The 23125-nt window shown below is 69.2% G+C and carries 25 protein-coding genes; 10 read left to right on the top strand and 15 right to left on the bottom strand.

What is annotated here, in order from left to right:
* Positions 1 to 3: 3 nt before the first annotated feature.
* The 4 genes from K9D12_RS12535 to K9D12_RS12520 all read right to left on the bottom strand — a co-directional run bounded on the left by K9D12_RS12535 (position 4) and on the right by K9D12_RS12520 (position 3845).
* Positions 4 to 510: an NUDIX domain-containing protein gene (locus K9D12_RS12535; protein ID WP_223060404.1), complete on the bottom strand. Its 507-nt coding sequence runs from the start codon at positions 508 to 510 to the stop codon at positions 4 to 6.
* Positions 507 to 1649: an AI-2E family transporter gene (locus K9D12_RS12530; RefSeq protein WP_223060403.1), complete on the bottom strand. Its 1143-nt coding sequence runs from the start codon at positions 1647 to 1649 to the stop codon at positions 507 to 509. Before K9D12_RS12530 ends, K9D12_RS12535 begins: the two co-directional genes overlap by 4 nt.
* Positions 1650 to 1674: 25 nt before the next feature.
* A complete protein-coding gene (locus K9D12_RS12525; protein WP_223060402.1) occupies positions 1675 to 1998 on the bottom strand; it encodes a hypothetical protein in 324 nt (107 codons plus the stop codon).
* Between the two features lie 167 nt (positions 1999 to 2165).
* Positions 2166 to 3845, bottom strand: a complete 1680-nt coding sequence (locus K9D12_RS12520) for an FAD-binding dehydrogenase (protein WP_223060401.1) — start codon at positions 3843 to 3845, stop codon at positions 2166 to 2168.
* Between the two features lie 104 nt (positions 3846 to 3949).
* On the opposite strand from K9D12_RS12520, the gene K9D12_RS12515 reads away from it, so the two are divergent.
* A complete protein-coding gene (locus tag K9D12_RS12515; RefSeq protein ID WP_052947117.1) occupies positions 3950 to 4462 on the top strand; it encodes a GtrA family protein in 513 nt (170 codons plus the stop codon).
* Between the two features lie 37 nt (positions 4463 to 4499).
* On the opposite strand, the gene K9D12_RS12510 is transcribed toward K9D12_RS12515, so the two are convergent.
* Entirely contained in the window at positions 4500 to 5273 is a 774-nt protein-coding gene (locus K9D12_RS12510) for a polyprenol monophosphomannose synthase (protein ID WP_047312545.1), read from the bottom strand.
* A 67-nt stretch (positions 5274 to 5340) separates the two neighbouring features.
* Here K9D12_RS12510 and K9D12_RS12505 point away from each other — a divergent pair, with 67 nt between their 5' ends.
* Complete coding sequence (locus K9D12_RS12505) at positions 5341 to 6063, top strand: hypothetical protein (protein WP_156170395.1); 723 nt, start codon at positions 5341 to 5343, stop codon at positions 6061 to 6063.
* A 44-nt stretch (positions 6064 to 6107) separates the two neighbouring features.
* Here K9D12_RS12505 and K9D12_RS12500 read toward each other — a convergent pair whose 3' ends face one another.
* The 4 genes from K9D12_RS12500 to K9D12_RS12485 all read right to left on the bottom strand — a co-directional run bounded on the left by K9D12_RS12500 (position 6108) and on the right by K9D12_RS12485 (position 8379).
* Positions 6108 to 6611, bottom strand: a complete 504-nt coding sequence (locus tag K9D12_RS12500) for a hypothetical protein (RefSeq protein ID WP_047312547.1) — start codon at positions 6609 to 6611, stop codon at positions 6108 to 6110.
* Between the two features lie 75 nt (positions 6612 to 6686).
* Complete coding sequence (locus K9D12_RS12495; protein ID WP_223060400.1) at positions 6687 to 7712, bottom strand: alpha/beta fold hydrolase; 1026 nt, start codon at positions 7710 to 7712, stop codon at positions 6687 to 6689.
* Positions 7709 to 8089: a DUF488 domain-containing protein gene (locus K9D12_RS12490; RefSeq protein ID WP_047312548.1), complete on the bottom strand. Its 381-nt coding sequence runs from the start codon at positions 8087 to 8089 to the stop codon at positions 7709 to 7711. The genes K9D12_RS12495 and K9D12_RS12490 overlap by 4 nt, the downstream gene beginning before the upstream one ends.
* Positions 8089 to 8379: a YciI family protein gene (locus tag K9D12_RS12485; protein WP_047312549.1), complete on the bottom strand. Its 291-nt coding sequence runs from the start codon at positions 8377 to 8379 to the stop codon at positions 8089 to 8091. The genes K9D12_RS12490 and K9D12_RS12485 overlap by 1 nt, the downstream gene beginning before the upstream one ends.
* A 77-nt stretch (positions 8380 to 8456) precedes the next feature.
* Between K9D12_RS12485 and K9D12_RS12480 the strand changes: the two genes are divergently transcribed.
* A complete protein-coding gene (locus tag K9D12_RS12480) occupies positions 8457 to 9953 on the top strand; it encodes a serine/threonine-protein kinase (protein ID WP_223060399.1) in 1497 nt (498 codons plus the stop codon).
* A gap of 15 nt (positions 9954 to 9968) precedes the next feature.
* On the opposite strand, the gene K9D12_RS12475 is transcribed toward K9D12_RS12480, so the two are convergent.
* Positions 9969 to 11144 carry an MFS transporter gene (locus tag K9D12_RS12475; RefSeq protein ID WP_223060398.1) on the bottom strand — a complete coding sequence of 392 codons (1176 nt, stop codon included), beginning with the start codon at positions 11142 to 11144 and terminating at the stop codon, positions 9969 to 9971.
* A 110-nt stretch (positions 11145 to 11254) separates the two neighbouring features.
* Here K9D12_RS12475 and K9D12_RS12470 point away from each other — a divergent pair, with 110 nt between their 5' ends.
* Complete coding sequence (locus tag K9D12_RS12470) at positions 11255 to 11695, top strand: MarR family winged helix-turn-helix transcriptional regulator (RefSeq protein WP_047312550.1); 441 nt, start codon at positions 11255 to 11257, stop codon at positions 11693 to 11695.
* An 8-nt stretch (positions 11696 to 11703) separates the two neighbouring features.
* On the top strand, positions 11704 to 12144 hold the full coding sequence (gene arfB, locus K9D12_RS12465; protein WP_047312551.1) for an alternative ribosome rescue aminoacyl-tRNA hydrolase ArfB: 441 nt from the start codon (positions 11704 to 11706) through the stop codon (positions 12142 to 12144).
* Positions 12145 to 12201: 57 nt separating this feature from the next.
* On the opposite strand, the gene K9D12_RS12460 is transcribed toward arfB, so the two are convergent.
* From K9D12_RS12460 to K9D12_RS12450, 3 genes are all read right to left on the bottom strand, one after another.
* Entirely contained in the window at positions 12202 to 12750 is a 549-nt protein-coding gene (locus tag K9D12_RS12460) for an LURP-one-related/scramblase family protein (RefSeq protein ID WP_223060397.1), read from the bottom strand.
* Between the two features lie 142 nt (positions 12751 to 12892).
* Positions 12893 to 16501: a proline dehydrogenase family protein gene (locus K9D12_RS12455; protein ID WP_223060396.1), complete on the bottom strand. Its 3609-nt coding sequence runs from the start codon at positions 16499 to 16501 to the stop codon at positions 12893 to 12895.
* A gap of 98 nt (positions 16502 to 16599) precedes the next feature.
* Complete coding sequence (locus K9D12_RS12450; RefSeq protein WP_223060395.1) at positions 16600 to 17379, bottom strand: GAP family protein; 780 nt, start codon at positions 17377 to 17379, stop codon at positions 16600 to 16602.
* Between the two features lie 49 nt (positions 17380 to 17428).
* Between K9D12_RS12450 and K9D12_RS12445 the strand changes: the two genes are divergently transcribed.
* The 3 genes from K9D12_RS12445 to K9D12_RS12435 all read left to right on the top strand — a co-directional run bounded on the left by K9D12_RS12445 (position 17429) and on the right by K9D12_RS12435 (position 20076).
* Positions 17429 to 18595 carry a sensor histidine kinase gene (locus tag K9D12_RS12445; protein WP_223060394.1) on the top strand — a complete coding sequence of 389 codons (1167 nt, stop codon included), beginning with the start codon at positions 17429 to 17431 and terminating at the stop codon, positions 18593 to 18595.
* Positions 18592 to 19248: a response regulator transcription factor gene (locus K9D12_RS12440; protein WP_223060393.1), complete on the top strand. Its 657-nt coding sequence runs from the start codon at positions 18592 to 18594 to the stop codon at positions 19246 to 19248. Before K9D12_RS12445 ends, K9D12_RS12440 begins: the two co-directional genes overlap by 4 nt.
* 96 nt (positions 19249 to 19344) lie before the next feature.
* Complete coding sequence (locus tag K9D12_RS12435; RefSeq protein WP_223060392.1) at positions 19345 to 20076, top strand: AraC family transcriptional regulator; 732 nt, start codon at positions 19345 to 19347, stop codon at positions 20074 to 20076.
* Between the two features lie 13 nt (positions 20077 to 20089).
* Here the strand turns inward: K9D12_RS12435 and K9D12_RS12430 are convergent, their stop codons facing one another.
* Together K9D12_RS12430 and K9D12_RS12425 are read right to left on the bottom strand one after the other, a co-directional pair.
* On the bottom strand, positions 20090 to 20467 hold the full coding sequence (locus tag K9D12_RS12430; RefSeq protein ID WP_223060391.1) for a hypothetical protein: 378 nt from the start codon (positions 20465 to 20467) through the stop codon (positions 20090 to 20092).
* Positions 20464 to 21138, bottom strand: coding sequence for a hypothetical protein (locus K9D12_RS12425; protein WP_223060390.1), 675 nt, complete (start codon positions 21136 to 21138; stop codon positions 20464 to 20466). Before K9D12_RS12425 ends, K9D12_RS12430 begins: the two co-directional genes overlap by 4 nt.
* Positions 21139 to 21236: 98 nt before the next feature.
* On the opposite strand from K9D12_RS12425, the gene rraA reads away from it, so the two are divergent.
* Both rraA and K9D12_RS12415 read left to right on the top strand, forming a co-directional pair.
* Positions 21237 to 21752 (top strand): ribonuclease E activity regulator RraA, encoded by a 516-nt coding sequence (gene rraA, locus K9D12_RS12420; RefSeq protein WP_047312555.1) that lies wholly within the window; start codon positions 21237 to 21239, stop codon positions 21750 to 21752.
* 81 nt (positions 21753 to 21833) lie between these two features.
* Positions 21834 to 23039: a hypothetical protein gene (locus tag K9D12_RS12415; RefSeq protein WP_223060389.1), complete on the top strand. Its 1206-nt coding sequence runs from the start codon at positions 21834 to 21836 to the stop codon at positions 23037 to 23039.
* The last annotated feature ends 86 nt before the right edge of the window (positions 23040 to 23125 follow it).

Below are 23125 nucleotides of genomic sequence, written 5' to 3'. Positions count from 1 at the left end.
AGTTCAGGAGGGGTCGACGAGGTGACCCGGCTGCGGAGCCACGCGCGCGAGTTTCACGGCGTGTTGGATGCGGCGCGTCGAGTCGTCGGGTTCGGGCAGTTCCTCGAGGGCGAACCAGCCCGATTCGAGGGCCTCACTGGCCACCTCGACGTGCGGTTTCGTTTCGCAGTGGACGCGGAAGATGACGTCGATGTGCCGAATCTCCGGCACGAAGTACGTGGCCATCGCGCCACCCGGTTCGATCGTCAGGCCGGTCTCCTCGCGCACCTCACGGATGACGGCCTCGCGCGGCTGTTCACCGCCGTCGATGAGCCCGCCGGGCAGCGACCAGCCCTTGCGGTGCACCTGACGCAGCGCGAGCACCCGACCGTCGTACTCGATGATCGCAACGGCACCCGCCGTGAACGTCGGCTGGATCGCGTGGACGATGCGGTGGCTGATGCCGACCGGCAGCCACTTGTAGAGGCGCAGCGCCGCCATCCGCAGGGGTGAAGGGTTCGCAGCGTTCACAGTGACTCCTCGACGAGGTTCTCAAGGCGCGCCTCCGGGACGTGGTCGAGGTCCTCGTCCACCTCTCCCGAGACGTGGTAGCGGCGCATCACCTTGACCATGTTGTTGACGACGGCGATCAGCGGCACCCCGGTGAAGGCCCCGAAAGCCCCTCCGAGCACGGTGCCGGCGGTGACGCCGAGCAGGATGACGAGCGGGTGGAGATCGACGAACTTACCCAGAATGATCGGGTTGACGAGATTGCCGAACAGCTGGATGACGAGGGCGAGCGCCACCATCATCACGATCGCGGTGACGATGCCCTTGCTGACGAGAGCGATGACGAACAGCAGGACCGCCGCGACGAGCACGCCGACAAGCGGCACCAGGGAGCCGAGGAACAGCGCCACGGTGAGGGGGACGGCCAGTGGGACACCGGCGATCCACATGACCGGCAGCATCGCCCCGGCGTTGAGTACGGCGAGCAGGACGAGCGATCGCATGTAGACGACGAGCGTCCTCCATGCTGCCGCGCCGGCGAGATCCGCATAGTTGTGGGCGGGGCGCGGGAGCACCCGCACGCACCAGCGCCAGATGGAGCCATCGTCGGCGAGAAGGAAGAGAACACAGAAAAGCGTCAGGACGAAACCCGACAGCGCGCCTACCGCCTGACCGAGATAGCCACCGGCCTGTGCGGTGATGTCGCCGGAGTGCTCGCTCACCGTTTTGGCCAGATCGACGGTGTAGGTGTTCGCAGTGGCCGGGTCGAGGCCGAGCGGACCGTCGACCAACCAGTCACGCGCACCGCGCTGGGCGCCGCCGAACTGACTCGCGAACTCGCCGCTGGAACCGGCCACCTGGGCCCAGACGAACCACACGAGCAGCGCGATGAACCCGAATCCGACGAAGAAGGAGATGACGGCCGAGAGCCCGCGCCCGAGGCCTCGGCGCACGAGCCACGCCACGAGCGGCTGCAGGAGCGCCGCCACCATGATGCCGGTGACGAGCGCAACGGTCACGAGGCCGAGCTTTGCCAGGGCCCAGAACACGAGCGCCACTGCGGCTGCGACGAGCAGGAGGTAACCCGACCAGGCACCCGCGAGGCGGATGCCGAAGGGGACGCTCGCGCGCGCCTTGTCAGGGGAAACCGGCTCGTTCATCGGGCCAGTTTCCCACGTCGAGCGCTCAGGCCGGACGGCTCAGTTCGAGGGCCTCGTACTCGGAGGGGGCAATGAGCACCGGGGCGATGGTTCGCCAGAAGTACTCCACTTCCTCGTGCAGGCCCTGCTCGTGCCCGGTGGCCTGCCACGTGAGGTGCAACCCGAGCAGGGCCCCGGTGAGCATCCGCGCCATGCGTTCGGCGTCGATCCTCTTGGCAAAAGCGCCGTCGCAGTCCAGGCTCTCGATCATGTGGCGCGCCATCGACTCCCACATGTGGAAGGACGCCGGGCGTCCCTCGCTGTAGGTTTCACGCTCGACGGCGAGCCGGGCCGTGGCCTGAAAGGACATCCGTGGCCAGGGCGTCGCACACGACATAACCGAGATTGATCAGCTTCTGCGCGCCGCGTCCGGGCACCGACTCGGCGGCCTTCACCATCCAATCTCCGTGGGCCGCAAGTACCGCGTCGGCGACTTCTTCCTTCGTCTCGAAGTGGATTATTAGGCCGAAGGCCGAATCACCCCGCCGCCGCTTGCCCGGCCGCGCGCCCGGAAAACAGGCAGCCGCCGAGGAACGTCCCCTCGAGTGCGTTGTATCCGTGCACGCCTCCACCTCCGAACCCAGCGGCTTCACCGGCCGCGAAGAGACCCGGGACGGCGTTCCCGTCGGCGTCCAACACGCGAGACTGCAGGTCGGTCTGGATGCCGCCGAGGCTCTTGCGGGTCAGGACGTGCAGCTTGATACCGACAAGTGGGCCGGCCTTCGGGTCGAGAACCCGGTGCGGCGAACTCACCCGGGCGAGCTTGTCACCGAGGTAGTTGCGGGCGTTGTGGATCGTCATGACCTGAACGTCCTTGGAGTACGGGTTGCCCATTTGCCGGTCCCGCTCCTCGATCTGCGTGCGCACAGCGTCGGCGTCGAGCAGCGGTTCGTCCGCGAGTGTGTTCATCTTCGCCACGAGTTCGTCGATCGTGTCGGCGACGACGAAATCGGCGCCGTGTTCGACGAAGTCGGCCACGGCCTTCGGCGCGCCGGAGGCCAGGCGGGCCTTGACGACTTCCTTGCGACTGCCCGAGGTGAGGTCGAGATTCTGCTCCGAACCCGAGAGCGCGAATTCCTTCTCCAGCATCTTGCTCGTCACGATGAACCAGGAGTGGTCGAACGCGCTGATCGCAGGGTCGGTACGCAGGTGGCGCAGCGTGCCGAGCGTGTCGAAACCGGGCAGGCAGGGCTGCGGCATGCGTCGGCCGATCGCGTCGAACCACAACGGCGACGGGCCGGGCAGGATACGGATGGCGTGCTGCGGCCACACGGGGTTCCAGTTGCGGATGCCCTCGGTGTAGTGCCACATGCGGTCACGGTTGACGAGGCGCGCGCCGGCACTCTCGGCCACGTCGAGCATGCGTCCGTCCACGTATTCCGGCACGCCGGTGATCATCGACGACGGCGGGGTGCCGAGGCTCTCGGGCCACCAGCGACGCACGAGGTCGTGATTGCCACCGATTCCGCCGCTCGCCACGATCACAGAGGGTGCTTCGAGCTCGAAGTCACCTTCGGCATCGCGGTTCGAGGCGACGCCGCGCTCGGCGTCGTCCGGCGCCAGCACCGTGCCGCGCACACCGGTGAGGGCGCCGCTCGTCGTCACGAGCTCGTCGACGCGGTGGCGGTGGAAGAAGGTGAGCAGCCCGCGCTTCTCGGCGTCGAGCGCCTTCTCGACGAAGGGCCCGCTGACGCCCGTGCCCGTCCCCCAGGCGATGTGGAAGCGCGGCACCGAGTTGCCGTGGCCGTCGGCACGCCCGTCACCGCGCTCGGCCCAGCCGACCATCGGCGTGAGGTTGATGCCGTTCTCGCGCAGCCACTCGCGCTTGCCGCCGGCCGCCCACTCGACGTAGGCACGAGCCCAGGCGCGCCCCCACGTGTCCTCGGCGTTCTCGCCGTCGAGGCGGTCCCACTGAGCACTGTTGCACCAGTCGGCCCACGCCAGCTCGAGGCTGTCGCGCACACGCAGGCGACGCTGCTCAGGAGAGTCGACGAGGAAGAGACCGCCGAAGGACCAGTGAGCCTGCCCACCGAGGTTCGCCCGGTTCTCCTGCTCGACGACGGCGACGCGGCGCCCTCGCGCCGTCAGCTCCGCGGCCGCCACGAGACCGGCGAGCCCTGCTCCCACGACGATCGTGTCGAACGTTCGTTCAGTCATGCCCCATCACTCCCTCTGCATCGTTGCCGTCACGATAATTGAGGCCTCCTGTCACCCGGGCCGTTTACCGTCGAGCCGAGGGGGCGCCGCTAGACTCGGGCACCATGACGACCCAGGACACCGCGGCTTCGAAACCCGAAGCGGAACAGGAGCCCTCGTCGTCCACCTTGTCGACGTTCTGGCGCGAGGTAAGCACGTTCGGTTTCGTCGGCGCCTTCGCCGCCGTCATCGACCTCGGCCTGTTCAACGTCCTCATCCACGGTGCGCTGAGCGACAAGTACACGACGGCGAAGATCCTCTCGGGTGCCGTCGCCACCGTCTTCGCCTGGCTCGGCAACCGGTACTGGACGTTCCGCGAACGCGAGGGGCGCCCGGTCCATCACGAGGTGGCCCTGTTCTTCGGCGTCAACGGCGTCGCGCTCGCGGTCACCTCGGCGTGGGTCGCGTTCGCCCACTACGTCCTCGACGTGACGAAGCCGTTCTGGGTCAACGTGCACGTGGTTCTGGGCATCGGCCTGGGCACGCTCATGCGGTTCGTGCTCTACCGCACGGTCGTCTTCGGCAAGGCCGCCGAACAGGGTGCACCGCCCACGCACCGCGACGCACACGAGAAGTAGCCGCGACGCAGCCGCTACCTGCACCCGGCGACCGCGATCAGCGTCCCGGCAGGAGCGCCTTCATCTGACGGGCTCGATGCTGCAGACCGCTCGTCGTCACGAGCGTGAAGGCCTCGGCGATGATGTCGCGCGACATCTTCGAGACGCCGAACTCTCGCTCCGCGAAGCGGATCGGGTGCTCGACGACGACGCCGCCGGCCTCAAGGACACGCAGGGTGAGGTCGACCTGGAAGCCGTATCCGCTCGTCGTGATCCCGTCGAGGTCGATGGCCCGCAACATCGGGGCGCGGTACACGCGGTACCCGGCCGTGGCGTCGTGGACGTGCGTACCGAGCAACGCGCGCACGTAGAGGTTGGCTCCTCGGCTGAGGACCTCGCGCTGCTTGGGCCAGTTGACCACCGACCCGCCCTTGATCCAGCGCGAGCCGATGACGAGGTCGGCTTGGCGAGCCAGCTCGAGCATCGCCGGTAGTTCCTCTGCGGGGTGCGAGCCGTCGGCATCGATCTCGACAAGAGCGTCGTAACCGCGTTCGAGACCCCAGGCGAATCCTGCGAGGTACGCCTTCCCGAGCCCCTCCTTGCCCCGACGGTGCAGCACGTGGATGTGCCCGCTCGAGGCGGCGAAATCGTCGGCCATCTCACCGGTGCCGTCGGGCGAGTTGTCATCGATGACGAGGATGTCCGCATGCGGAACAGCGGCATGGACGCGCTCGAGGATCCGGGGAAGGTTCTCGCGCTCGTCGTAAGTCGGCAGGAGCACGAGCACGCGATCGATCGCGGGGCGCTCCTGCGCCGAGGGCAACGCGGGCATGGGTAACTTTCGTCAGGCGACGGGGACGAGACAGCAAACGTAACTCATGGGCCGCACAATGGTGAGCATGCCCGCGCCGATCAGCCTCGATGACGCCGTCCGTCGCCTCTACGACGGACCGGCAGCCGATTTCGTGAGGGTCCGCAAGGAACTCGCGGCTCGGGCGAAGAGTGAGGGCGCCGCCGATGTCGCCCGCGCGATCACGGCGCTGCGCAAACCCACGGTGGCCGCGGAGACCGTCAATCACCTTGAGGATCAGCCGCTCGGTGAACTCCTCGCCGTCGGCACCGCCCTACGGGCTGCTCAGACGCGCCTCGACACCGACGAGATGAAACGCCTCACGTCCGAACGTCACCGCCTGCTCGACGCCGTCCTCGCAACCGTCTCCGTCTCACCGGCGGTGCGCGACGAGGTTCGCTGCACGCTGCTCGCCGCGACAGCCGACCCCAGCGCCGAGGCCGCCGTCGCGAGCCGCACCCTGGTGCGGGGCCTGCGCTATTCGGGGTGGGGTGAGGTTGACCTGTCGGACGCGCTCGCACATCGGGACGCAGCCGCGCGCGGCCGTGCCGCTCTTCGCATCGTGGACACCGACTCAGCCGACCGGGAGGCCGAGCGAGAGGCTGCCGCGCGGGACGCCGAACGTCGCACGGCGATGCAGGAGGTCGAGCGGGCCCGCCGCCGGTTGAGCGCTGCGGTAGACGCTTATGACGCCGCGAAGGCGGCCCGTGACAGCGCACAGGCCGCCCTCGCGGCGGCGGAGACTCGCGTCAGAGCCCTCGACGAGAGGTGAGGAGCCCGGGAATCGGGCAGCTCGACCCTGCCCGATGAAGTGCGTCAGGCCGACTTCTTCGTCGCCGACGGGAACATCTGGCCGCAGTAGGACGTGAGGTCGTCTACCGCGTCGTTGTAGGTGTTCGTGTCGACGGTCTTCGAGGGCGCCTTGGCCTTCGTCAGCGTGCCGACCTTCTTGGCGACGGCGTCCGCCTTCTGCTTGAAGCTGGCGTTACCGGACTTCTTGCCCTGCTCGCGCAGTTCGTCCGCGAGCTTGCCCATCGAGGTCGACGCCTTGCTGAGGTCGGCCGCCTTGCGCGAGTCGACAGCCTTGTTCCAGGTGGAGTTGGCCGAGACGACCTTCTTGTTCGTGTCGATGCAGGCTGCGCGCAGGGCCGGCGTCGCGCCGGGCTTGCCCGCGTTCGTCGTCGCACTGGAGGTCGTGACAGTGGGGCTGGCGTCGTCGCTGTTCGCACTGCCGCAGGCGGCCATCGTCACCGCGAGCCCGAGGCTCGCCGCGGTTGCCGGCAGGATGCGGCGAGTTCGGGTGAAAGCGTGGTGGTGCACGGTTTTCCTCTCGTCGGGCCCGTGGTTCTGGCCTCTCGGTCGGTCATGGGTTCATCGCCCACGAGTCACCTACCGTTACATATTCGTGATGTTTCCGCGAATCCGGCCCGCAATGACGGCAGCCGTCCAGGTCGCAGCCTCGAACATCGGCACGTGGCCGACGCCCTCGGCCTCGACGTAGTTCCACTCCGGAACCCTCGCGAGCGCCGCGCGCACGCCGCGGGCAGGCACGAGCGCGTCCGCGTCTCCCTGGAGGAACGTGACGGGCACCGTCACCTCGGCCAGCGCGCGGCGGTAGCTTCGCGACGCTCCTGCGATGACGATCGACTGCGCAGCACGCACAAGGGAGGGCACCGCGCTCTGGATCTCGGTGAGTGCCCGCGCCTCCTCGACGGCCCGGCGCCACACCCAGCGCGGCACGCGACGACGGTCGGCCACGACGACGAGTACGCCGTCGAGGCCCATCTGGTCGGTGCCGCGACGCTGGACGTAGCGCGGCACGACGAAGCGCGCGAGGGGCGGGCACATGTAGAGCGCGAAGGTGAGACCGACCCGGGGGTTCGGACGCACCTTGGGGCCGAACGGCACGACCGCGTCAACGAGCACGAGCCGCTCGAGCTGCGGGTGGCCCTTCGCGGCGAGCAGCAGCGAGATCATCCCGCCCATCGAGTTGCCGACGAGCACGACGTTTCGCGCGTCCACGACGTCGAGGTAGGCGCTCAACAGGTCGACGTTGTCGCCGACCGCGGAACGGCCGGCGTCGGCCTCGGTGCGCCCGAAGCCGGCGAGGTCGGGTGTCAGTACCCGCCCGAGGCGCGCGAGGTAGGGCCAGACGGGCTCCCAGTTCGCGAGGCTCCCGCCGAGACCGTGGACGAGGACGTAGGTGGGCCCCGAGACGTTGTGGCCGCTGTCGCGGTGATGCACCGTGACGCCGTCGACCTCGACGGTCGTGATGGGCGGCAGGTCGGGTTCGGGTTCGTCGACGTTCGTGGCGAGAGACTCGGCGAGCAGCGCCTCGGCCGCGGCAGCGTCGAGAACGTCGACGTCGGCGGCCAGGGCTGCGCTCGAGTTGCCCGGTTCGTTTTCTGAGGCGGGACTCACGAGCTCTCTCCGATCTGCTCTCGCAGCGCCTGCGCGAGCACCTGAGCGTGGTTGTCACCGGTCGGGTCACCGGCGATGAGGAGGAGGACGCGCCCGTCGGCGCCGCAAACAGTCTCGGCGAGCTTCTCCAGCCCGTCGGCACCGTCACCGTCGGCCAGCTCGGCTCGGTAGCGGTCGGCGAACTGCTCGAAGCTCAGATCTCCGCCGTGGAACTCCTTGCGCAGGTCCGTGCTCGGGGAGGCGTCCTTCGCCCACTCGTCGAGGTCTGCTCGTTCCTTCGAGACTCCGCGGGGCCACAACCGGTCGACGAGCACGCGCATCGCCTCACCGTCACGCGCGGTGTGGACCTTGCCCACCTCGATGTCGGGGGTGGCCATCAGCGGTGGGCGGCGACGGCGTCCGCGAGGCTGCCGAGCACCGGGTCGTAGGAGCGGACGACGCGTTCGACGATGACCCCTTCACGGCGGAACGGGTCGCCGTCGAGACGCTGCTCGACCTGCTCGGCGCTGTCGGCTGCGACGAGCAGCAGCGCGCCGGCCGGGTCGGTGAGCGGCCCGGAGAGCAGGAGGCCCTCGCACTGCGCGAGGAACTCGCGATGCTCGGGGCGGTGGGTGTCGCGCGCGGCGACGTCGTCGCTGTAGCGGTAGGAGACCGCGAAAATCGCCATGCCTTCGAGCCTACTCGCCACCAGTGACACCGGGCAGACCATAAGATCGAGGCGATCGGGGCAGGGAGGGAAACCACGTGTCGGAGCGTTGGCAGCTGGGCAGCCGGTACGTGCTCGAACGTCGAATCGGCGCGGGCGCGATGGGTCAGGTGTGGGCCGGTCGCGATGTCGACGGCCGCCCCCTCGCGTTCAAGCTGTTGCGCCCCGAGATGGCTGACGACCCCACCGTCGTCGCGCGTTTCCTCCAGGAACGCAACCTGCTCGTCAATCTGCGCAGCCCTCACGTCATCCGCGTGCACGACCTCGTCGTCGAGGGCCCGCGCCTCGCCATCGTCATGGATTACATCGGCGGGCCGTCGTTGCGCGGCCTGCTCCAGCAGCGCGGCAATCTTCCGCCTGCGGAGGTGGCGTCCCTCGGTTCGCGGATCGCGGCCGGCCTCGCAGCGGTGCACGGCGCGGGCGTCCTGCACCGCGACCTCAAGCCCGAGAACGTGCTTCTCGACGAAACCCCGAACGGCCTCGAGCCGAAGTTGGCGGACTTCGGCATCGCCTCGCTCGCCGTGACGGCGACTGGGCACGTCGGCACGGCGAACGTCATCGGCACCCCGCAGTACCTCGCGCCCGAGCTCGGCGACGGGTTGCCGAGCGGGCGTGCCAGCGACCTCTACGCCCTCGGCATCACGCTGTACGAAATGGCGTGCGGCATCGTGCCGTTCAGCTCTGATTCGCCGGTCGCGCTCCTGCGGATGCACGCCGACCACGCGCCCGGACGCCCGGACGGCATGCCGGACGAGCTGTGGCACCTCGTCGCGGCGCTCATGGCGAAGAACCCGGGAGACAGGCCCGACGACGCCTCCGCCGTCGCGGCGCAGCTGGCCGACATGGTGCCGCGCTTCGCCGGGATGCCGGCCCCCGCTCCCCTGCACGCCTCTCCCCCCACGCGACTCATCGGGTCGGCACTGCCGACCTCCGGAAGCTCTCCCGAGACCGTCTCCGACGATGACGACGAGAGCACGTCGCACCGTCGCAGCATCGCGCTCGGCGTCGGGCTCGTCGTCGGGCTGTGCCTCGTCGCGCTCGTCGCGTGGCTGTTGTTGCGCGACACCGGCTCGGAGCAGACGAAGGCGAAACCATCGGCCACCACCTCCTCGTCGACGACACGGGCGCAACCGACGGTGGTTCCGCTGTCCAGTCGTCTCGCCGGCTCGGAGGCGGAGAAGAATAGCGCCACGATCGACGGGCGTGACTTCGACGACGCCGTCGTCGCCCGCGATCTCACGCCCCCCACCTGCACCCGTCCGGTGCGTTTCACCCTCGACGGTGAGTTCACTCAGATGGAGTTGCTCGCCGGCTTCAACGCGCGCCCCAACCCCTCGGGGGACACCGGCGCCGTCGTCGTGCGCCTGGACGGCGACACGAAGCAGACCGTGAACTTCTCGAGCGAAAAGGCGAAAGCACTCTCGCTCGACGTCACGGGGGTGCGCAGCCTCGTGCTCGAGCTGAGAGCGCAGCGCTGTTCGCCGCAGGATCATCAGAGCATTGCACTCGCCGAGGGCAAGCTTCGCCGCCAGTAGGCGCCAACTCGGCGGTCAGCAGGCCACTGCCGGCGCTGCCGTCGACCGGGCGCTGCTGCGGGCGTCGGCGAACAGGAGCACCCCGAGGCCCGCGAACGCGAAGCCTGCGCCGACCCAGAGCGGCGAACCGAAGCCGTGGCCGGCCGCGATGGCGAGGCCGCCGATCCACACGCCGAGGAAGTTGCCGACGTTGAACGCGGCGATGTTCGCGCTGCTCGCGAGCGTCGGCGCTTCGTCGGCGTAGCGCATGACACGCATCTGTAGGCCGGGCACCGTGCCGAACCCGAAGAAGCCCATGGCGAGCAGGAGTGCTGCCGCCGCCACCTTGTTGCCCGGGACGAGCGCAAAGACCACGAGAACGATGCCGAGCGCGAGCGTCCACGTCGTCAGGGTGCGGCGCAGGGCTGCGTCGGCGAGGCGCCCACCGAGGAGATTGCCGCCGAAGAGCCCGACGCCGAAGAGGACGAGGAGCCACGGCACTGCGCCGTCGTCGAAACCGGTGACGCGAGTCAGCAGCGGCTCGATGTACATGAACGCACCGAACATGCCGCCGAAGACGAGCACTGTCATGCCGAGGGAGTACCAGACCTGGGCCCGGGAGAAGACGGCCAGTTCGGCCCGGAGGCTACGTTCGGACGACTCGGCGTGGGCGTCCGGAACGAGCGCTGCAATGCCGGCGAAGGAGACGACTCCGACGACGGCAATGGTGGCGAACGTCGCCCGCCAGCCCCACTGTTGACCGACGAAGGTGCCCATCGGCACGCCGAGGACGTTGGCAAGCGTCAGCCCACCGAACATGATGCTGATGGCGCCGGCCTGCTTCTCCTTGGCCACGAGGGCCGAGGCGAGCACGGACCCGATGCCGAAGAAGGCGCCGTGCGCGAGGGCCGCGACGACACGTCCGGCGAGGAGCGCGGCGTAGCCGGGTGCCAGTGCCGAGATCGCGTTGCCCACGACGAACAGCACCATGAGGAGCAGCAGCGCACGCTTCGGCGCCCACTTCACGAGGAGCGGCGGCAGCGCCAGCGCACCGAAGACGACCGCGAGGGCGTAACCGCTCACGAGGTAGCCGGCCGTGGGCACGGAGACCCCGAGGTCGTTCGCGACCGGGGTGAGCAGGCCCGCGATGACGAATTCGGTGAGCCCGATGCCGAAGCCACCGAGGGCCAGGGCGAGCAGTCCGACAGGCATGAGTGCACCCTTTCGAGGTTCATTCCATGCGACAACATACCGCGCGTGCAACTAACTTGCGTGACGTTAGTTGCACACGCGCTCTATTGCAAGCGGCGTACACTAAATTCATGGGTATCGCTGACACCGCCGTCGAGGTCCGCGCCTCGGGCTGGCGCACGCTCGCCGCACTCCACGGACACATCGAGACCTGCCTAGAGAAGGAGCTCGTCGCGGGCCACGGCCTGACCGTCGTGGAGTACACGGTGCTCGACGCCCTGTCGCGCCAGGACGGCACGTTCCACCTCCGCATGGCGCAGGTGGCGCGCGCAGCAGCCCTCTCCCCCTCCGCGACGACGAGGCTCGTCAACCGACTCGAAGACCGCGGTTACCTCACGCGCATCATCTGCGCGGACGACCGGCGCGGCATCTACACGGAGCTGACGCCGGAAGGTCGCGCCGCCTACGAGAAGGCCCGCCCCACGCACGACCGTGTCCTCGCCGCCTCGCTCGAATCAGCCCGGGAAAAGCCAGAACTCGCCGACCTCGTCGCCTTCGTCGAGAAGCACTGACTTCTGACGTGGACGATCTGTCGGTGATGCCGGGGCCTGGCGCCCCGCGTGGCCTGCGCGTCCCCGCCGCCGAGCTGCAGGAGCAGTTCTCCCACGCCTCCGGCCCGGGCGGTCAGGGCGTCAACACCACCGACTCGCGCGTGCAGCTCAGCCTCGACCTCACGACGACGAGCGCGCTCGACGACACCCAGCGCGCCCGCGTGCTCGCAGCCCTCGACGCGCGGCTCGCGGCCGGGGTGCTCACGGTGACCGCAGCCGAGCACCGCTCGCAACGCCGCAACCGCACAGCCGCCCGCGAGCGCCTGGCTGCCCTCCTGCGTGAGGCGCTCGCCCCACCGGTGCCTCGCCGGCCGACGAAGCCGACGCGCGGTTCGAAGCGGCGGCGCCTCGAGGCGAAGAAGCAGCGCAGCGTGACGAAGCAGCAGCGTCGCAAGCCCGGCCTCGACTGAGACGCCTGACCCGGCGCCCGGGGGACGCTCACCCGGTTCAGCCGAGGAGAAGCCGGATTAACCCTGTTGGCCCTTGGCTCGGATGAGGTCGAGCGCGACGACCGCGCCCAGAGTCGCGGCGCGAGTCGGGCCGGGAACCCCCGGCGTGAACCCGAGGACGTAACGCTCCTTGCCGAGGAACGCCGCGCCGATGCCCGGCCACCGGCGCGACACGCGAGCCACCGGTCCACCGGGGCCGACCACCTCGAACTCGCGCTCGAAGAAGCTGCCCGACAACTGCAGCGTCGCGTCCGGGAGGTTCACGGTGAGCCGCTTGGAGAACAACGTGAACTCCTTGACCACCTCGCCGAACTGCTGACCGCTTGGGTCTAAGAGCACGTAGCGGTCGCGCCCGAAGTTCATCATGTCGTCGATGCGCATGAACAGGGAGCCGTCGGTGTCCAGAATGGTGAGTTCACGGTTGCCGAGGGCGAAGCGCTTCAGCGCACCACCGTCGGTGCGGATGCGCCCGATCGGCTGCCCGCCGGCGTCCATGATGGCGAAGTCGTTACCCATGAAGCTCGTGACCTGGTCGATGACGAGAACGTCCGATTGAAGAAGTGCCACGGTTTCATGGTGCCCGATTCCCGACACGAGATGGTGGCCGCGCGGCTGCCACCGTCACTCCCCGACGCCGCGACACCGGGGCGATGACACGAGAACGCGCCCCACAGCGTCGGCTGCGAGGCGCGTCCTCTCGTGGCGTCGATCAGCGCACGAGCTCCGGCGGCACGTGACCGAAGCGGTGCAGGGTGCGGCTGATCGCCTGCTCGCGCAGGAACGTCAGCAGCTCACGACGGCCGGTCGAGAGCACCTCGCCGAACAGCGGCGTGATGCTGGCGCCCTGGTCGTCAGCAGGTGCCTCGGCGAGCGCCGCAGCGGTCTCACCGTCGGCGTCCGCGCCGACCATGCGGATACGCAGCGACTCGCCGTCGAGCGCCTGCGCGCGAGCCCACGACACGAACTGCGCGGAGCTCTCCACCTCGCCGACGCGGTCGAGCCACGCGAGCGCCTGGCGGCCCTCACCCGTCTCCTCGAGTCGCTTGAGCGCCGGCTGCAGGGCGATGTCCCACGACAGGCGAACCGACGAACCGACGAGGTGCGCGGCCAGCACGAGACGCGCCACCTCGACGAGGGTGCGGTCGGCTGCCCGGTCATCGGCGTCGAGACCCTCGCTGAGTTCCGCGCGCACGACGACGCGCGGCTGCGGGCGGTAACGGAAGATGTTGCTCTCCGCGCGCAGCGACGACGGGTCGGACTCGATGCCGAGCTCCTCACGCCACGCGTAGGCGTCCGAACGCAGCGACGCGAGCAGCCACGCAGCATCGTCCTCGGTGCGCGCGAGGGGCGCGAGGATCTCCTGCAGGTCCCGCACGCGGGGCATGACCGGCGCGCCCTGACGGGCAACGCCGTCCGCCACCCACGTACCGAACTGTGCGACGTAGTTGGGGCCACCGGCCTTGGCGCCCGGGCCCATGACCGATTCCTTCCAGCCACCGAAGCTCTGACGCTGCACGATGGCGCCGGTGATGTGCCGGTTGACGTAGCCGTTGCCGGCCTCGACGTGCTCGCGCCAGTACTCGATCTCGTCCTCGTCGAGGCTGTGAATGCCTGCCGTGAGGCCGAACTGCGTCGCGTTCTGCAGTTCGAGCGCCTCCTCGAGGGAGTCGGCGTGCATGAGGCCGAGCACGGGCCCGAAGACCTCGGTCATGTGGAAGAAGGAGCCGGGCTTCACGCCGTCCTTGAGGCCGGGCGACCACAGGCGACCCGTCTCGTCGAGCTGCTTCGGCTCGACGAGCCACGTCTCGCCCTCCTCGAGGGTCGTGAGCGCCTTGAGCAACTTGCCCGACGGCGGCTCGATGACCGGGCCCATCGTCGTGCCGAGGTCGCTCGGCCAGCCGACGCGCAGCGACTCCACGGCGTCGATGAGCTGCTCGCGGAAACGACGCGAGGAGCCGACCGAGCCGACGAGGATACCGAGCGAGGCCGCCGAACACTTCTGCCCGGCGTGGCCGAACGCCGACTTCATGAGGTCGGCGGCCGCGAGGTCGAGGTCCGCCGCAGGCGTGACGACGAGGGCGTTCTTACCGCTCGTCTCGCCGAACACGCGCGGGCCACCGGCGTGACGCGAACGCCAGCCGGCGAACAGGCGCCCCGTCTCGATCGAGCCGGTGAGGATGACGGTGTCGACGTCCTCGTGGGACACGAGCGCCTTGCCGTTCTCGTTCTCCTCGACGCGCACGACCTGGGCCACCTCGCGCGGGATGCCGGCGGCCCACAGGGCCTCCATCGCGACCTCGACGCAGCCGACCGTCTGCGGCGCCGGCTTGATGATGACGGCCGATCCGCTCGCGAGCGCCGCGAGCACGGAACCGATAGGAATGGCGACGGGGAAGTTCCACGGCGGCGTGACCAGCGTCAGCTTGTGAGGCTCGAATCGCGCTCCGTCCGAGGCCATTCCGCTGACGAGGTCTTCGCACCTGTCGGCGTAGTAGCGCGCGAAGTCGATGGCTTCGGAGACCTCGGGGTCGACCTGATCGATCGTCTTGCCACCCTCGGCGGCCGCGACGGTGATGAGGTCACCACGACGCTTCTCGAGTTCGCGTGCGGCCTCGCGCAGCAGCGCGGCACGCTCCGCGTTGGGGCGAGCGGACCAGGCCTCGTGCGCGCCGACGCCACGGCTCACGACCTCGTCGACGGCCTCGAGCGACGTGAGTTCGGGCGAGGTCAGCGGCGCAGGTTCACGCGTCACTGCCGCGAGCGCCCACTCACGCACGGCCGGCAGCGCCGGGTCGGAGTCGGCGGTGTTCTCGAAGTAGTCGCCGATCGGCTTGCGCTCGGCGCTGCGGCGCGGCCCGACGGGCGTCGAGGCCAGAGCGTCCACGGACTCGCGGAAACGACGCTCCTGATCCTCCATGGGCGTGAGGCGACCGGTGCCGGTGAGGCCGTCGCGCACGTACTTGTACTTGTCGTCGGCCTCGTCGTCGTGGCTGAACATGGCGTGCAGGAAGTTCTGCTCGGCCGCGTTCTCCTCGAGACGGCGGATGAGGTAGGAGACGGCGACGTCGAAGTCCTCCGACTTCACGACCGGCGTGTAGAGCAGCACCGTGCCCACGTCGGCCTTGACGGCGCGCGCCTGCGAGGGCGCCATGCCCTGCAGCATCTCGACGTCGAGGTGGTCGCTCACGCCACGCTTCTCCGACAGCAGGTGCGCGACGGCGACGTCGAAGAGGTTGTGCGAGGCGACACCGAGTCGGCAGACCTCCATCGCGTCGGGGCGCGTGGCGCGCTCGATGAAGGCGAGGTAGTTGGCGTCCACGTCCTCCTTGGAGGTGTACGGTGCCTGCTCCCAGTCGTGCACCTCGGCCTCGACGCGCTCCATCGCGAGGTTGGCCCCCTTGACGAGACGCACCTTGATGCCGGCGCCACCGGCCGCCTTGCGCTTCTTCGCGAAGTCGATGAGTCGCTCGAGCGCGGGCACGGCGTCGGGCAGGTAGGCCTGCAGCACGATGCCGGCCTCGAGGTCATGGAACTCGGGCTCGGAAAGGAGTCGCGTGAACAGCTCGATCGTCAGGTCGAGGTCGCGGTACTCCTCCATGTCGAGGTTGACGAACTTCTTGGGCGAGGCCTCGTTCGCCACCCGGTAGATCGGGCGCAGGCGCTCGAGGGCGCGCTCGACCGTTCCCTCCGTGTCCCAGGTCGAGATCTGCGAGACGAGGCAGCTGATCTTGATCGAGACGTAGTCGACGTCGTCGCGCGCGAGCAGCTTGCGGGTCGACTCGGTGCGACGAGCGGCCTCGGCCTCACCGAGCACGGCTTCGCCGAGCAGGTTGATGTTGAGGCGGAACCCGTCCGCCTGCGCCTTGGCGAGGTGCTTGCCCAGCGTCGGGTCGCTCGCGTCGACGACGAGGTGGCCGACGAGCTGACGCAGGCGCTTACGCGCGGCGGGCACGACGACGGGCGGCGCGAGGGTGGCGACGCGCGAGCCGATGCCCATGAGCGCGGCGTCGATGCGGCCCATGAACCCGGTGGCCTCGTTGGAGGACAGGCGCGCGAGTTCGCGTGCGGCCGCCGTGTTGTCCTCGGGGCGGGCGACGCGGTCGACGAACTTCACCGCGAGGTCGAGGCCCTTCTCGTCACGCAGCAGCGCGCCGAGCTGATCGCTCGTGCGCTTCTCGGCCTTCGTCTGGCCGGCTTCGGTGGCGTCGCCCCACTTCTTGGCGAGGGCGACGGCTTCGTCCGTGAGCTCGCGCAGGACGGCGGTGGGGTCGGTGTCGGGCACCGCGGGGGTGTGCGGCGCGTCAGTGATCTGGCTCATACCGTCAGTGTTCGCCCTACCGGTCCGTATGTCTTGCCCGAATGCCGCAGCGTGGCCGCGGATTGCGCGCAATGACGGGGCAGAAGCGAATGTTCCGGTCACATCCAGGGCGGGCGGGCGCCGGCCATCCACGCGTGGCGCACGAGGAGGAACCCGATGATCGCGAGCGCCCAGGCGAGGTTCTCGTGGCTCGTGCGTTCGATCCAGGCCCCGAAGCGCTGGAGCGGTCGCTCGATGCGCTCGTGCAGGATGAGCCTCGCCGCCAGGCACAGGAGGGCGGGCACCACCATGACGAGGCAGTACGCGACGAGCGCGAGGCCGCGCTCCGGCGTCGACATCGGTGCCGCCGAGAGCAGACCGATCGCCGCGAGATAGGGCACCATCGACCCCGCTTCGACGAGGACGGCCACCACGGCGAGCGCCACGACGGCCTTGACGCCGGCGTCGCCGTCGGCGCCCATCGCCCGGTCGCGCCAGGTGGTGATCCTGCGCATGAGGCGGCCCGGTTCGGCGTCCTTCTTCGTCGGCATGCACACGCCGACGAGAAACATGACGGCTCCGACGGCGAGCAGAACGTGGGCTCCGCTCGACCCTGCGAACCAGGCCGAGATCCGTTCGAGGAAGACGAGGGCACCGGCGAGCAACGCGAAACCGAGCACGACGTAGGAGCCGACGACGGCCGCAAGGTAGGTGAGCATCCGACCCACGCGTGGCCGTCCGGGCATGAGGAGAAACCACACCGGGATGACGAGGGTACCGAGACTCGTCGCGTCGACGAGCGCGAGCACCACGAGGGTGAGAGCGAGTTCGAGGTCCATGCGCTCAGCGTGCTCGCGCGCGCCGTACTCGCGCGTCGGCAGGAAGTGCCGTTCGCGCACACCGGCGTCATCCTTTCGAGGGACGCACCGCGCCCCGCGGCATGCTGCAATGACTGACGTGGCACCCGCCGAACCTGAATCCGCTCCCGTGACGAGCCGTGACCTGCGCGGCGCATTCGGCATGTTCGCGCTGGGTGTCGCCCTCGTGCCGATCGGTCTTGTCGAGACGTGGACGGACACGCCGTGGACGCTCGAACGGTGGTGGCATCTCGCACCCCTCGCGGTGCTCTGTGCGCTCATGGCCGTTCGGCGTTGGCGCCCGCTCACCGCGCTCGGCGTCGGCGTTCTCGTCTTCGTCGCCGAGGGGTTCTTCGGCGGGAGCCTCGCGTCGTTGCTCGTGTTCATCGAACTCGTCCACGCGGCCGGGCGTTACGGACGAGGCCGGATCGCCGACCGCCTCGCCCACGTCATCGTCGCCGTCATCGCAGCCGTCGGTGTGCTGACGCTCGTGGCGACCCGCGACCTACGCGTCGCCATCATGGCGGCGCTCACTGTCTTCGCGGTCCTCGGCACGTCGTACTGGTGGGGCGAGTCGGCGAAGCAGCAGGCCGACCTCGTCGAGGCCGAACGAGCTCGCGCCGAGGATCTGGCGCGCATGGCGGCGCTTCGCGAGGAGCAGGCCCGTCGAGGCGAGCGCGAGGCGATGGCCGGCGAGATTCACGACGCACTGTCGGGCAACCTCGCGGCCATCACGATCCACGCCGAGGCGGGCCTCGCGAATCCGGAGGTCGCACCGCAGGCTCTGCAGGTGGTCCGGACGACGTCGAAGCAGGCCATGGGCGAACTGCGCTCGATGCTCGCCGTTCTGCGGCCTGACGGCGGCCCGGCGATGCCACCGTCGAACCTCGAGGATGCGGTGGACGCAGCCCGCGGTCGCGGCCTCGAGATCGATGCCCGGTACGAGCCGGCACTTCTCGGCGATCTGCCACCCCAGGTCGCGCACGCGGCCTACCGGGTCGTCCAGGAGTCGCTGACCAACGTCGAGCGTCACTGCCCCGGAGGGCAAACCGAGCTCGTCGTGACGCGTGACGGCGACCTCACCATCACCGTCGACTCGCCGTGTGGAGTCGGTCCGAGGAGCGACGGCGGGTACGGCCTCACGTCGATGTCGGAGCGTGTCACCTCGCTCGGCGGCGTTTTCGAGGCCGGTCCGCACGACGGAGGGTGGCGCGTTCACGCCGTCATTCCGCTCGACTCTGGTGAGGTGGTGGCATGACCGACATTCGCGTCCTGCTCGCCGACGACCACACGGCGATCCGCTCCGGGCTGCGCCTCATCCTCGACGGATGCGACGGCATCGAGGTCGTCGGCGAGGCGCGCGACGGCGCCGTCGCCATCGCGCAGGCGCGCAGCCTGCGCCCCGACGTCACGCTCATGGACGTGCGAATGCCGGGCACGGATGGCATCGCGGCGACCCGCGAGATCGTCGCGAACGGTTGGTCACGCGTTCTCGTGCTCACGAGTTTCGAGATCGACGAGTACGTCGTCGGAGCCCTCGGCGCCGGCGCCGACGGCTATCTCGTCAAGACGATCGACGCCGGCCCTCTCGCCGACGCGGTGCGTCGCGTCGCCGCCGGTGAAGCCGTGCTCTCACCTGAGGTGACGCGCCGCGTCATCACGGGCTTCGTCGCGACCGAGCGCCCGCCTACAGTTGACGAACGATCAACATTGTCAAGCGATCTCACCGACCGCGAGCGCGAGATCCTCGCAGCGCTGGGCGAGGGATTGTCGAACGCCGACATCGCGTCGTCGCTCTTCATCGCCGAGTCGACGGTGAAGACCCACGTCTCGCGCATCCTGACGAAGCTGGGGTGCACCACCCGGGTTCAGGCCGCCATTGCGGCCCGCCGCGCCGGCCTCGTCCCCTGAGCGCGTCGCGTCCGGGTGATTCTGTAGACATTCGGCGTCGTATACAGCGCGGAACGTCTACAAAATCCCGGGCTGAAGCACCCGTATTCTTGATCCATGCCCGACGGCCCCGAACTCAGCGCCCTCGCAAGCGCTCTGGGGCCCGCGGTGCTCGAACTCGTCGACCACCTTCCCGGCACGATGTTCTGCGTCAAGGGCGCCGACGGCCGTTACATCGCGGTCAACCCCACCTTCGTCAAACGCACGAACAAGCGCTCCCGCGCCGAGGTGCTCGGGCGCCGGGCCGGTGAACTGTTCGTCGCCGAACTCGCCGACCGCTACGAGGAGCAGGACGCCCGCGTCCACTCGAGCGGACGCCCCCTGTTCAACGAGTTGGAACTCATCCGCGCACCGGGCGGCCCGTTCCGCTGGCACGTCACCGCCAAGGTGCCGCTGCGTGACGAGGACGGGCGGGTGACGGGCGTCGTCAGCATGTCGCAGGACGTCGGGGAGGGTGCGGCGGACGACCGGACGATGACGTCGCTCGGCGCCGTCGTCGCGCACATCCGCGCCCATCTCGGCGAGAACGTCACGTCCCAGGATCTCGCCCGCGTGGCGGGGTGCTCGGTCGACACCCTCGAGCGGCGCTGCCGTCGGGTGTTCGGGCGTTCGCCCGGCCAACTCATCCTCTCGACGCGCATCGACGTGGCCCGCGGGCTGCTCACCGGCTCCGACATGCCGCTCGCCCAGATCGCCGACCTCTGCGGCTACGCCGACCAGGCGGGGTTCAGCCGTACGTTCACCCGCCTCGTCGGCATCCCGCCGGGCCGTTACCGCAAGTCCATGTGACGCCGAACGGGCGTCACGACGTCGAGTTCTCGGCCATGTTGTCCGGGTTGTCGGGGGCGCCGGGGGTGTCGTCGCGGCCCGTCGTGAGATAGGCGTGACGCACCCGCAGGGCCTCCTCGACCTCCTCGAAGGCGGGGTCGACGAACGTGCGACGGTACGTCGCATCGCTCGTGGAGACGGCGGTGAAGTTCAGCCCACTGACTGCAGCCATGATGAGGCTCACCTGCACGAGACTCTGACTGACCGGCAGCACCGACCACGTGCCGGTGAAGGACACGGGCGCGGACCCCATCCAGGCCGTGGCCGTCGCGTCGGGCACCGCGAGCCACCCGATGCCGATGAAGAAGCAGAAGACGACGGCAGCGAGCAGGACGTTCTGTACGAGTGTCACGACGAACCGAGGACGAGCACGTCGATTCGCTCGCCGGGACGCAGGCGCGGGGCGCCGGGCTCGGCTCGCGCGAAACGGTCCTGAAGGTCACCGAGCACGTCGCGTGAGACGAACAGTGCGAACACCACGCCCAATCCGTTGCCGACGTGCGCCAACAGCCACGTCCTGCCCATCGAGAGGTGGCGGACGACCTGCCACACCTCGGCGTTGCAGAACATGAAGAGCGTCGTGAGCGTCATCACCGGAAGGACGCGTCCGACCATCGTCCCGAGGGTGCCGAGCTCGCGCCCCACGCATCGCAGGGCCCACAGGCCGACGGCGCCGGCTCCGACGTAGGCGGCGAGCACAACAAGGATCACGAGGACGAGCCGTTCGGGGAAGGAAGCCACCCAGGCGAACACGGCGAGCCACACAGGCGAAAGCACGAGAACGCTCATGGTCACGAGGATGTCGGCCTGCGTGCTCCCCGCGACCTGCTCGACAGGCGTCGACCCGAGACCCTCCGCCACGCCCACGAGGTGTCCAAGAGCAACTAGGACGACGAGCACGGTGAGCAAGGGCGCGGCGCAACGCCCGGACAGCCCCCGAAGCCGGTCCTTCGGCCGCACGAACATCGGGACGCCGGAAGCGAAGAGTTGGGCACGCAGCTGTGCGTCGGACGAGTGGGTCACGTCACCATCCTGACCGACCGCGCGCACTGCGCCCCATCACGAGCGCTCGACTTCTAGGGTGGTACCCACGTCAGGCCGCACCCACACGAGAGGCACCCATGTCCGAGACGAACGCCGGAATCACGACCGCTGACCTCTACGACGAACTCGAGGACGCCCTCGACTCGTGCTCGACGCAGTTCCGCCGCTTCGGACGCAAGGCCCGCTTCCACGGCACGATCGTCACGGTCCGCTGCTTCCGCGACAACCAGATCGTCAAGGAGACCCTCAACTCCCCCGGCGAGGGCAAGGTGCTCGTCGTCGACGGCGACGCCAACGTCGAGAGCGCCCTCATGGGCGACATGATCGCCGAGGCCGCGGTGAAGAACGGCTGGGCGGGCGTCGTCATCAACGGAGCCATCCGCGACAGCGTTGCCGTCGACGAGCTCGACCTCGGCGTCAAGGCGCTCGGCACCAACCCGCGCAAGTCGGCCAAGGCCGGCGAGGGCGAGAAGGACGTACCCGTCAGCTTCGGCGGCGCCACGTTCACCCCGGGCGATCACCTGTGGAGCGACGAGGACGGCGTCGTCGTCACCTCAGCAGAGAACGCCAAGCGCCTCTCCACCGTCGCCTGACACCGACCGGCGCACCCTGCGACTCGACTGATCGCGCCTCGATAGGTGGCACCGGGCACGGCGCTCGCCTACCTTTGGATCATGAGTTCCACAGTCGCGTGCATCGGTTTCACCGACCCTTCGTCGTTGGCGAGCATCGTCCGTGAGAAGGGCGAGCCGGTGCACGAGCTGTCGAGCACCAACCTCTGGGTCGACTCCAGCGGCGCAACGCTGTTCCTCGACCGCAACGCGCAGTACGCGCGCCCCGGCTTCTCAACGCCCGTTCGCACGCCGTACCGCGGCATCACGCCGATGGAGAACGGCCTCGCGCAGGTCGTCTTCACCGATGTCTCGGGCTTCGAGCTCGACCCGTTCACGGTTGTGCCCAACAACCGCTACACCGTCGGCTGGGCGCCCGTCGGACGTGTGGCGCTCGTGGCCATGGGTATCGACACCGAGTTCTTCCCGACGGCCGAGGACTTCTTCGACTCGCCCCGCAGCGCACTACCCGGCTTCGAGGGCGAACCGCCCGCCGAGGTCAAGCAGTTCGGGCTCGCGTGGCCGCCCACGATGGAGATCGAGACCTTCCTCCCGAGCGACAACGCGGATGACGCGCTCGCCACGTTGAGCGGCACCGTCCAGTTCGCCGAGGTGCAGAAGAACTCCCTCACGGGCCACGAGTTCCTCGTCTCGCGCATCGCCACGGTGTGCGGTGAGGTCGACCTGTGCACCCCGCTGCCTCTCGAAGGCGCCCCGACGCCGGGGTCCGTCGTCGTGGGTCAGGTCGAACTGCTCGCGGGGTTCCCGCCGTTCGGCGTCGCAGACACCTCGAGCTACCAGGCACCCGACGAGCGAGTCGGCCCCACCTTCCGCGACGAAGAGCCCGAGATTCCCTCCGACCTGCCGCCTGCTGACGAAGACCTGCCCGAGGGCCTCGTGCTCGGCGAGGACGGCGTCGTGCGGACCGACGAGGAACACCGCGCCTGGAAGGGCGGTGACACCGAGGCGGGTTCCCGCCCGCCGGCAGGCGTCTCTGGTGACACCCGCGACCCCGCCTCCCCCGAGGACGAGTTCGATGCCCGCCGTGAGGTGCCCGAATTCGAGGTCGACCCCGAGGCTCCCGAAACCGTCGAGGGTCAGAGCACGTCGAGCGCTCCCCCGCCGACCGATGCCCCTGCGGGTCCTGAGTCGGGCTTCTCGGAGAGCCACGACAACAGTGCGAGCGAGGGTGAAACCGACGTCTCCTCCGATGACCGGCCTCGGCCCGGTGAGACGCGGCGTGAGTGGCGAGCACGCACCGGACGCTGACCCCGGTTGTCCTCAAGGGAGGAAAAGCCCAGTGCGTTTTACCCCCTCCTCGGAGGAATTTGATCCTGACGTACTGGACAATGGTT

This window comes from Dermacoccus sp. Tok2021 (genome assembly GCF_019895135.1).
GTDB lineage: Bacteria > Actinomycetota > Actinomycetes > Actinomycetales > Dermatophilaceae > Dermacoccus > Dermacoccus abyssi.
The sequence above is the reverse complement of the archived record's forward strand: the minus strand, read 5'-3'. Positions and strand labels throughout refer to the sequence as shown.

Coding starts and splice junctions, on each gene's coding strand:
- K9D12_RS12530 (WP_223060403.1), bottom strand. CDS start 1,649: ATGAACGAGCCGGTTTCCCCTGACAAGGCGCGCGCGAGCGTCCCCTTC.
- K9D12_RS12525 (WP_223060402.1), bottom strand. CDS start 1,998: ATGTCCTTTCAGGCCACGGCCCGGCTCGCCGTCGAGCGTGAAACCTAC.
- K9D12_RS12520 (WP_223060401.1), bottom strand. CDS start 3,845: ATGACTGAACGAACGTTCGACACGATCGTCGTGGGAGCAGGGCTCGCC.
- K9D12_RS12515 (WP_052947117.1), top strand. CDS start 3,950: ATGACGACCCAGGACACCGCGGCTTCGAAACCCGAAGCGGAACAGGAG.
- K9D12_RS12510 (WP_047312545.1), bottom strand. CDS start 5,273: ATGCCCGCGTTGCCCTCGGCGCAGGAGCGCCCCGCGATCGATCGCGTG.
- K9D12_RS12505 (WP_156170395.1), top strand. CDS start 5,341: ATGCCCGCGCCGATCAGCCTCGATGACGCCGTCCGTCGCCTCTACGAC.
- K9D12_RS12490 (WP_047312548.1), bottom strand. CDS start 8,089: ATGGCCACCCCCGACATCGAGGTGGGCAAGGTCCACACCGCGCGTGAC.
- K9D12_RS12485 (WP_047312549.1), bottom strand. CDS start 8,379: ATGGCGATTTTCGCGGTCTCCTACCGCTACAGCGACGACGTCGCCGCG.
- K9D12_RS12475 (WP_223060398.1), bottom strand. CDS start 11,144: ATGCCTGTCGGACTGCTCGCCCTGGCCCTCGGTGGCTTCGGCATCGGG.
- K9D12_RS12470 (WP_047312550.1), top strand. CDS start 11,255: ATGGGTATCGCTGACACCGCCGTCGAGGTCCGCGCCTCGGGCTGGCGC.
- K9D12_RS12455 (WP_223060396.1), bottom strand. CDS start 16,501: ATGAGCCAGATCACTGACGCGCCGCACACCCCCGCGGTGCCCGACACC.
- K9D12_RS12445 (WP_223060394.1), top strand. CDS start 17,429: ATGACTGACGTGGCACCCGCCGAACCTGAATCCGCTCCCGTGACGAGC.
- K9D12_RS12440 (WP_223060393.1), top strand. CDS start 18,592: ATGACCGACATTCGCGTCCTGCTCGCCGACGACCACACGGCGATCCGC.
- K9D12_RS12435 (WP_223060392.1), top strand. CDS start 19,345: ATGCCCGACGGCCCCGAACTCAGCGCCCTCGCAAGCGCTCTGGGGCCC.
- rraA (WP_047312555.1), top strand. CDS start 21,237: ATGTCCGAGACGAACGCCGGAATCACGACCGCTGACCTCTACGACGAA.
- K9D12_RS12415 (WP_223060389.1), top strand. CDS start 21,834: ATGAGTTCCACAGTCGCGTGCATCGGTTTCACCGACCCTTCGTCGTTG.